This is a genomic window from Bacillus sp. JJ1566 (genome assembly GCF_036962685.1).
Classification (GTDB): Bacteria; Bacillota; Bacilli; order Bacillales; family Bacillaceae_L; genus Ferdinandcohnia.
Window position 1 is genome coordinate 44,498 of the sequence record NZ_JBALOP010000030.1, and the last position, 6,587, is coordinate 51,084.

Annotated in this window: 7 protein-coding genes; 2 read left to right on the forward strand and 5 right to left on the reverse strand. The window is 35.2% G+C overall.

Going from position 1 to position 6,587, the window contains the following annotated elements; translation table 11 throughout:
- Window positions 1–154 precede the first annotated feature (154 nt).
- The 3 genes from V7112_RS13400 to V7112_RS13410 form a co-directional block, all read right to left on the reverse strand.
- A complete protein-coding gene (locus tag V7112_RS13400) occupies window positions 155–634 on the reverse strand; it encodes a PAS domain-containing protein (RefSeq protein WP_335420470.1) in 480 nt (159 codons plus the stop codon).
- A 233-nt stretch (window positions 635–867) separates the two neighbouring features.
- Window positions 868–1,758, reverse strand: a complete 891-nt coding sequence (locus V7112_RS13405) for a hypothetical protein (protein WP_335420473.1) — start codon at window positions 1,756–1,758, stop codon at window positions 868–870.
- Window positions 1,759–2,049: 291 nt separating this feature from the next.
- Complete coding sequence (locus tag V7112_RS13410; RefSeq protein WP_335420477.1) at window positions 2,050–2,463, reverse strand: GNAT family N-acetyltransferase; 414 nt, start codon at window positions 2,461–2,463, stop codon at window positions 2,050–2,052.
- A gap of 288 nt (window positions 2,464–2,751) precedes the next feature.
- On the opposite strand from V7112_RS13410, the gene V7112_RS13415 reads away from it, so the two are divergent.
- A complete protein-coding gene (locus V7112_RS13415) occupies window positions 2,752–3,804 on the forward strand; it encodes a serine hydrolase domain-containing protein (RefSeq protein WP_335420479.1) in 1,053 nt (350 codons plus the stop codon).
- 186 nt (window positions 3,805–3,990) lie between these two features.
- Here the strand turns inward: V7112_RS13415 and V7112_RS13420 are convergent, their stop codons facing one another.
- The gene (locus V7112_RS13420; RefSeq protein WP_335420483.1) at window positions 3,991–4,638 is read right to left on the reverse strand and encodes a TetR/AcrR family transcriptional regulator; all 648 of its coding nucleotides are present in this window, start codon (window positions 4,636–4,638) and stop codon (window positions 3,991–3,993) included.
- Between the two features lie 212 nt (window positions 4,639–4,850).
- Between V7112_RS13420 and V7112_RS13425 the strand changes: the two genes are divergently transcribed.
- Window positions 4,851–5,585 (forward strand): glucose 1-dehydrogenase, encoded by a 735-nt coding sequence (locus V7112_RS13425; RefSeq protein WP_335420486.1) that lies wholly within the window; start codon window positions 4,851–4,853, stop codon window positions 5,583–5,585.
- Between the two features lie 107 nt (window positions 5,586–5,692).
- On the opposite strand, the gene V7112_RS13430 is transcribed toward V7112_RS13425, so the two are convergent.
- The gene (locus V7112_RS13430) at window positions 5,693–6,358 is read right to left on the reverse strand and encodes a hypothetical protein (protein WP_335420489.1); all 666 of its coding nucleotides are present in this window, start codon (window positions 6,356–6,358) and stop codon (window positions 5,693–5,695) included.
- Window positions 6,359–6,587 lie beyond the last annotated feature (229 nt).

Sequence of the window (6,587 nt, forward strand, 5' to 3'; positions counted from 1 at the left end):
GCAAAGGCTCTGTAAGGAATCTAGGAAATTTGGCCGACTGCTCATGTCCGGTTAATGTTGTTTTAGCATAGGTAATCACCAAAACTACTGTCATAAAGAAAAACACACTGGGCTCAGTGTATTTTTCAGCATCCTTTTAAATGAAAAAGTTTTTTTACTTAGGCTTAATCGCTATAAATTCGTCAATAGTTTCAGGGGTATGTTTACCTTCTTTTCCTTGGAAAAGGTCGATATTAACAGTCACATCCATGCATCCAAGATATTTTCCGTTTTCATCACGGACTGCCATGAATTTTTGATAAATTTGACCGGTTTCTTCACCAGAGCGTTTTGGGAACCAAAACTCCCATTCATCGCGTGTTCCTGATCGGAAATCGTTCAACAGTTTTTCAACGTGGTGAGCCATTTTTGGATGAAGCTCCAGTACATGGCGACCAATCGCTTCTTTACGACGTCCATGCACGCGGTTAGGATTATTTGAATACCAGCGGAAAATATCGTCGGCATCGCAAAAACCCATTTCAAATGGTAAAAGATTGATAATTGAATCCAAAGTGCTTGCTTTAATTGCACCCGTTTCAAAATTTATGACAGCTTCAGGACTAATTAATTCAGACAATTTTTCTTGAGACATGTAAAAACCTCCTATATCTAATCTCCGTTTTTGAGAAGAATAAAATAGTACTACAAATAGTGAGAAAAAAATCGACCACTTCAAGGTGAATTATTATCTAACCTCATAAATAATGATAGCATTAATAAAGATAGCCAATTGTGATTTATCTCACAAAGGCTGTTTTTGTAATTAAGGGCCCCCACACTTTATAGAATTCATCGACATTAAAAGGGGCGTGACAGGCACTATTTTTATTTCTTAAAAAAGTTTACCCCATCGTGAGAGGCCAAACCTTCATGTTTTATTGAGACAGGATATTCAAGTTGCTCTCCTTTAGACGGATAAATACCATCGGTGTAATACCAATTCCACGTTTGATCCCCGCTTTTATTGCAAATAACCCCATTCATTTTTATGCCGGGTAAAATGAATTCATAAGGAAGGCCTTTAATGTAATAGGTACAATTGGTTTTTAACTCAGTCAGAACAACTCTATCTCCAATTATGCTTGTTACTTTAAATGTGCTATCTACTTGATTCGTATATTGGTTAAATTTCTGCTTAAGTCGGTATAGATCTTGTTCAAGATTCCAGTCATTATGATGGATTCGGGGGAAGTCATTAAGGAAAATCCAGTTAATAATCCGTTCACAGATTTTTAATTCAGGAAATGCTTCTGAGGAGTATTGCTCAACGACTGAATGCCATGACGTGCCATTGCGCTTATCAAGCCAACGAACAAACCTTTTCAATTGATACAGAAAATCTTCTACTTCTTGCTCGTTTGGTGAAAGTTTGATGTGATCAGGATAAAAGGAAAAAATAAGGACTTCCCAAAATGAGGATTGACATTGTTTCCATGAGGATGGGCAATCATCTTCTAAATAGTGGGTCATGTATTTTGAAATGATACGAAGAAACTCATTGCGTTTTTTATCAGAGGGTTTTTCTTTCTTATAGGTAATAAAGTCTTTTCCGTAATATTCAAGGAGACCGCGATACCTCATTTCAAATTCAGAACTAATAGCTAAATCTCTCAAGAATTGCCGCTGTTCATCAGGACTTGCAAATTCGTGGGTTCGCACACTTACTTCCGGTCCATTTTTCTTCCGGATATTTTTGATTTTGAATCTGTTGGACATAAAATGAATCAACTCACTTTCGAATTTTTGGAGTATTACATTAAAACATGGAGCTACTAAAATAGGAAAATGCTCCCATTTACTCTTCTATTGTAAATAGTAGGGGTTTCTTTCACAATACTAATTTACAAAAAAATACATTTAACTATATGCACGGTGAATATAGCAAACACAGAGATTGGTTGTTTATACGGTTGAATAAAAGAAAATTGAAGAACCGTACCCAAAAAATAGGTACGGTTGTTTTTTTCTATTGATACGGCATTATAGGATGACTGATTGTGTATTATATTAAAACGAAAATCGAGACACCTGTTCTCCACCGATAATAAGCCCGTCTACTTCTTGAAAGCCCATTTTCTCGTAGACGCGTTTTGCGTGTCCATTAGTAGGTTCATAAGAAAGAGAGATGGTTTGATGGCGCTTTTCTTTAATATTCATTATATCGTCGATCACTAGTTTAATTGCCTGCTTTCCATATCCTTTTCCTTGATGTTTTTGATCAATCATCATGCGGTAAATCCAGTATTCATGGTCATCCTCGTCAATTCCATAAAGTGTGAAGCCAATCATTTTGTCGCCAAGATAGATTCCTTTTGCCAGGGATACTGCATTGGATGCCACAAACTTGACTTGGTCTTCCCGGACGCGTAGAGAGATAGCTTCCAACCAATTCTCTTTTGTAATCGCTTTTAAATATAACAAATGTCATCTTTCCTTCCTACTTACAAACTATAATTAAACTAATATAAATTTATTTTACAATAAAATATTCTCCTTTAGGAATTACTGCAAAAAATTAACATCAACTGTTACTCGCATCGCGCTCAGCCTTCAAGAATGAATCTTTTTAAGCAGCTGAAACAATCATCCTCACTAAGTGTTTTTCTGATGAAGAGAAAATGATTCGAAAGTACTGGGAAAGATGTCATAACGGTCGCCCAGTTGCGTAAAAATGATAATGAATAAGAGATAAAAAAGGGAGATGGGGAATTGGAGAATACCAAGGCACAAATGGAAATTGAACAGTTTTTTAAGAGAAGAGTAGAAAAGGATCCCAAGATACATAATGCCTATTTACGGATTCATTCAGGAAAATACGGAATGGACGTCAATTTGGCTACCGGAAATGAAGCTATTCACCCCGAACAACCATTTTATATAGCTAGTATTAGTAAATTGTTTACATCCGTTTTGATTGGGCAGTTGGTCGAACAGGGGCAGTGTTCATACGAGGACCAAATTTCAAAGTATTTGGATGCTGAAATATTAACGAATCTGCATATTTATAAAGAGAAAGATTATACAAACGAAATCAAAATCAGACATTTATTAAATAACACATCAGGACTAAATGATTTCGTAGAGGATACGCCAGTAACGGGAAAGTCAATTCCTGACTTGCTTGTTGATGAACCAAATCGAAAATGGACTCCACATGAGGTAATTAGTTGGGCAAAGCAAAACATGAACAACCATTTCCCTCCAGGAAGAGGATTTCATTATTCAGATACGGGTTATCATCTACTGGGATTTATTATTGAAAAAATCACAGGGTTACCTTTCCATGAAGTGCTAAGAAAGAATATTTTTGAACCCCTTGGGATGATAAACTCTCATTTCTCTCGTACTGAACCATTAGAAAAGAGTCCATACGAAGTAGCGAAGTTTTATATTCGTCAAACAGACATGACGAATAACGAGAGCTTGAGCATTTTGTATGCTGGCGGTGGTATTGTATCCACTACTGGGGACTTGTTACTATTCATGAGGGCATTGGTCAATAGTCAGCTTTTAAAGAAAGATACCATTGAAAAAATGAAAAATGACTGCGGTAAATTTTTCTTGGGAATTGATTATGGGTATGGGGTAATGAAGATAAAAACCGTTCCTGTGTTAATGCCATCAAAGTATAACTCATGGGGAAATGCCGGCTCTACGGGTTCGTTTATGTTTTACCACCCTGGGCCGGATGCCTATATCATCGGAACCTTAAACCAATTCGGATATGGACAAAAAGGGATTAGGAATGCTTCAACTTGCTGATAAGCTTCTAAAATCTACAAGAAAAGCTGAGGCGTTATTGTAAAAGAGACAGGGAAAGGCCCCTTAAAACGTTGTTTTTAGTAAAATGTTTTAGGGGGCTTTTGTTTTATATGTCAAGATAAATCATATTTTTTTATTTTTTGTCACTGTTGTTTTGTTTAATATACATCATTCATTCCATAATTTCTAAGCTCTAATATGTGATAAGTAGAGTTCTTTCATAATCTGTAATTGTCGCTTCGGTTTTACCTCTACATCGTAATAGTTAACTGATTTCATAAGGGCCAACTTCCGAGCAAATAAACCAAAGCTATTAATGAGGGAAATCATGGTTTCTTTTATATTTATATCTTTACAAATCGATTCATCGAGTTCTCCTTCTTGCATAATTCCCAACATTAAGACATAGATTTCCTCTCTAACTTCGTCATATATAGCGATATCTTCCAAAGGCTCCTTTGATATAGCTACATAGTTTTCGAATGCGTCGATAAACTTCGTAGAGCTTTTGGATGGGTGGGTAACACTCTCCGATAGGTAATCAAAAATCTTACTAAACTTTTCAAACGCATTGTTTGGCTCATTGGCAATCCGTTGAAATTGATTAAGCTCTTCTTCCATTATCGATGTTGCAACCGCGACAATTAATTTGTCCTTTTTTGGAAAGTATCGAAATAAGGTAGCGACGCCAATTCCTTCTTCATCAGCGATAACCTGCATTTTGATGTTTTCTAATCCAGAATCTGCAAATAATCGTTCGGCTGTTTTTACAATACTATGGTAACGTCTATTCCTGTTTTTTTCTCGTAATCCTGTTTTATTGGAAGTGTCCATAACAATCTCCTTCTTTTGAATCTATTTCTAGATATACATGGAATCTATTTGTTTTGCAATTATATCAAAATTAGTTTATAATTTATTTAATGATAGTACAACTATCATTAATTTATCCGGATGAAGTATCGGTAGGTCGATCTTGTAATAGAAAACACTTATGGGAATGAAATTAATAAGGAAGAATTCCCGAATAGGAAGGGGAAATTTTAATGGGTCGATTAGAGAATAAGGTAGCAGTTATTACCGGTGGCGCACAGGGAATGGGAGCGTCCCATGTAAGACTTTTTGCGAATGAAGGAGCAAAAGTAGTCTTCACGGATTTAAATGAAGAAGGTGGAAAAGCTTTAGCGAATGAATTAGGAGCAAACGTTAAATTTGTGAAGCAAGATGTAACCAATGCAGATGACTGGGCTACAGTTATTACTGAGACTGAAAATGCGTTTGGTCCAATTAATATACTAGTAAACAACGCTGGAATCAGTATGAGTGTTCCACTGATGGAAATGACAGAAGTACAATATCGTAAAATCGTTGATATTAACCAAGTCTCCGTATTCTTAGGAATGAAAGCGGTAACCCCTTCGATGCAAAAGGCAGGAAATGGTTCAATTATCAACATTTCATCCATAAATGGACTTGTTGGTGGTGCGATAGGGTACACAGATACAAAGTTCGCTGTACGAGGAATTACAAAAGCGGCTGCTCTTCAACTTGGCGGATTAGGAATTCGTGTTAACTCTGTTCACCCTGGTGTGATCGAAACTCCAATGGTTACACAGGGTGATGCAGTAGAACAAATAAAAGAGTTTGCAAAACATATTCCAGTTCAACGTATAGCAAAGCCAGAAGAAGTAGCTAATATGGTACTTTTCCTTGCATCAGATGAATCTAGCTATTCTACAGGTTCGGAATTTGTCATTGATGGTGGATTAACAGCAATGTAATAGAGTAGTATCAAACGTCCCTATAAAGAGTGATAAACTTTTTATAGGTTTTTTTTATTGTTACAGAAAAAAATATAAAAATTTCACAGTGTGGATTGGTGGACAATCTACTTAAATAAAGTCCTGAATTTATACATTAACCACGATTTAAAAATAGACTCTTCTGGATGGTGAGTGGCAACTTTATTGAGAAAATAGAAATCGATAGGTTCGACCTCAAGTTTGGCAATGTATAAAACAGTCTTTTTACAAATCCACTCATTAAAATGGATGGTACCTTTCCCTAAATATAAAAATGAATCTTCAGGTAAGAAATAAACCATTCCAGAAGTCCAGGGGTTATTCAAGGCTGTTGACTTAGTTAATGAGTAAAAGTGAAAGGTTTTTTGGTTATTAGTAGAAAGGGATCCATTTCTAATATTCCCCGATATTTTCCCTTTTTCTAAGATTGCATAGAAAATAGACCATATCGAGTCTTTTGTTGCGAAAACAGCTGTGGCAATTTTACCATTAAATAACGTCTGTTCACGTGGTTCAAAGGAATCTATTAATTTATTATTTGATCCATGAAAAACTATGGGTTTGTTTTGTGAAATATAATATAGAAACTTGTATTTAGGGACGGGAAGATTATACTCGATTAATTTATCACGTCTTTTTAGAGCTTCTTCATATAGATCATTAAATTGCTTTTCCTCATCCTTACTAATCATTACTTTTGGTGAAGGATAAAACAATATTTTTAATAGCATAGTCGCTACTGCATTTTTCATCTTAAACACCCCTTTGAATTAGAATTTATATTCTATAAATCACGCATTATTCTCTATTTTTCGCAGGGAATGATTTCTTTTAATTCTTATTATCCCTATACATCTGTAATATTTACTATTCCATTATTTCGCCAGATGATATATACTCAATTTATTAATTTTCGTAAATTACATCATTTTAGTCTTTAAATTACTAAAAACACATTGTTTTTTAAATTAAATTCGAACT

Excerpts from the sequence above, each read along its gene's own strand:
- V7112_RS13425 (WP_335420486.1), top strand. The coding sequence starts at position 4,851 with ATGGGTCGATTAGAGAATAAGGTAGCAGTTATTACCGGTGGCGCACAG.
- V7112_RS13405 (WP_335420473.1), bottom strand. The coding sequence starts at position 1,758 with ATGTCCAACAGATTCAAAATCAAAAATATCCGGAAGAAAAATGGACCG.
- V7112_RS13400 (WP_335420470.1), bottom strand. The coding sequence starts at position 634 with ATGTCTCAAGAAAAATTGTCTGAATTAATTAGTCCTGAAGCTGTCATA.
- V7112_RS13430 (WP_335420489.1), bottom strand. The coding sequence starts at position 6,358 with ATGAAAAATGCAGTAGCGACTATGCTATTAAAAATATTGTTTTATCCT.
- V7112_RS13420 (WP_335420483.1), bottom strand. The coding sequence starts at position 4,638 with ATGGACACTTCCAATAAAACAGGATTACGAGAAAAAAACAGGAATAGA.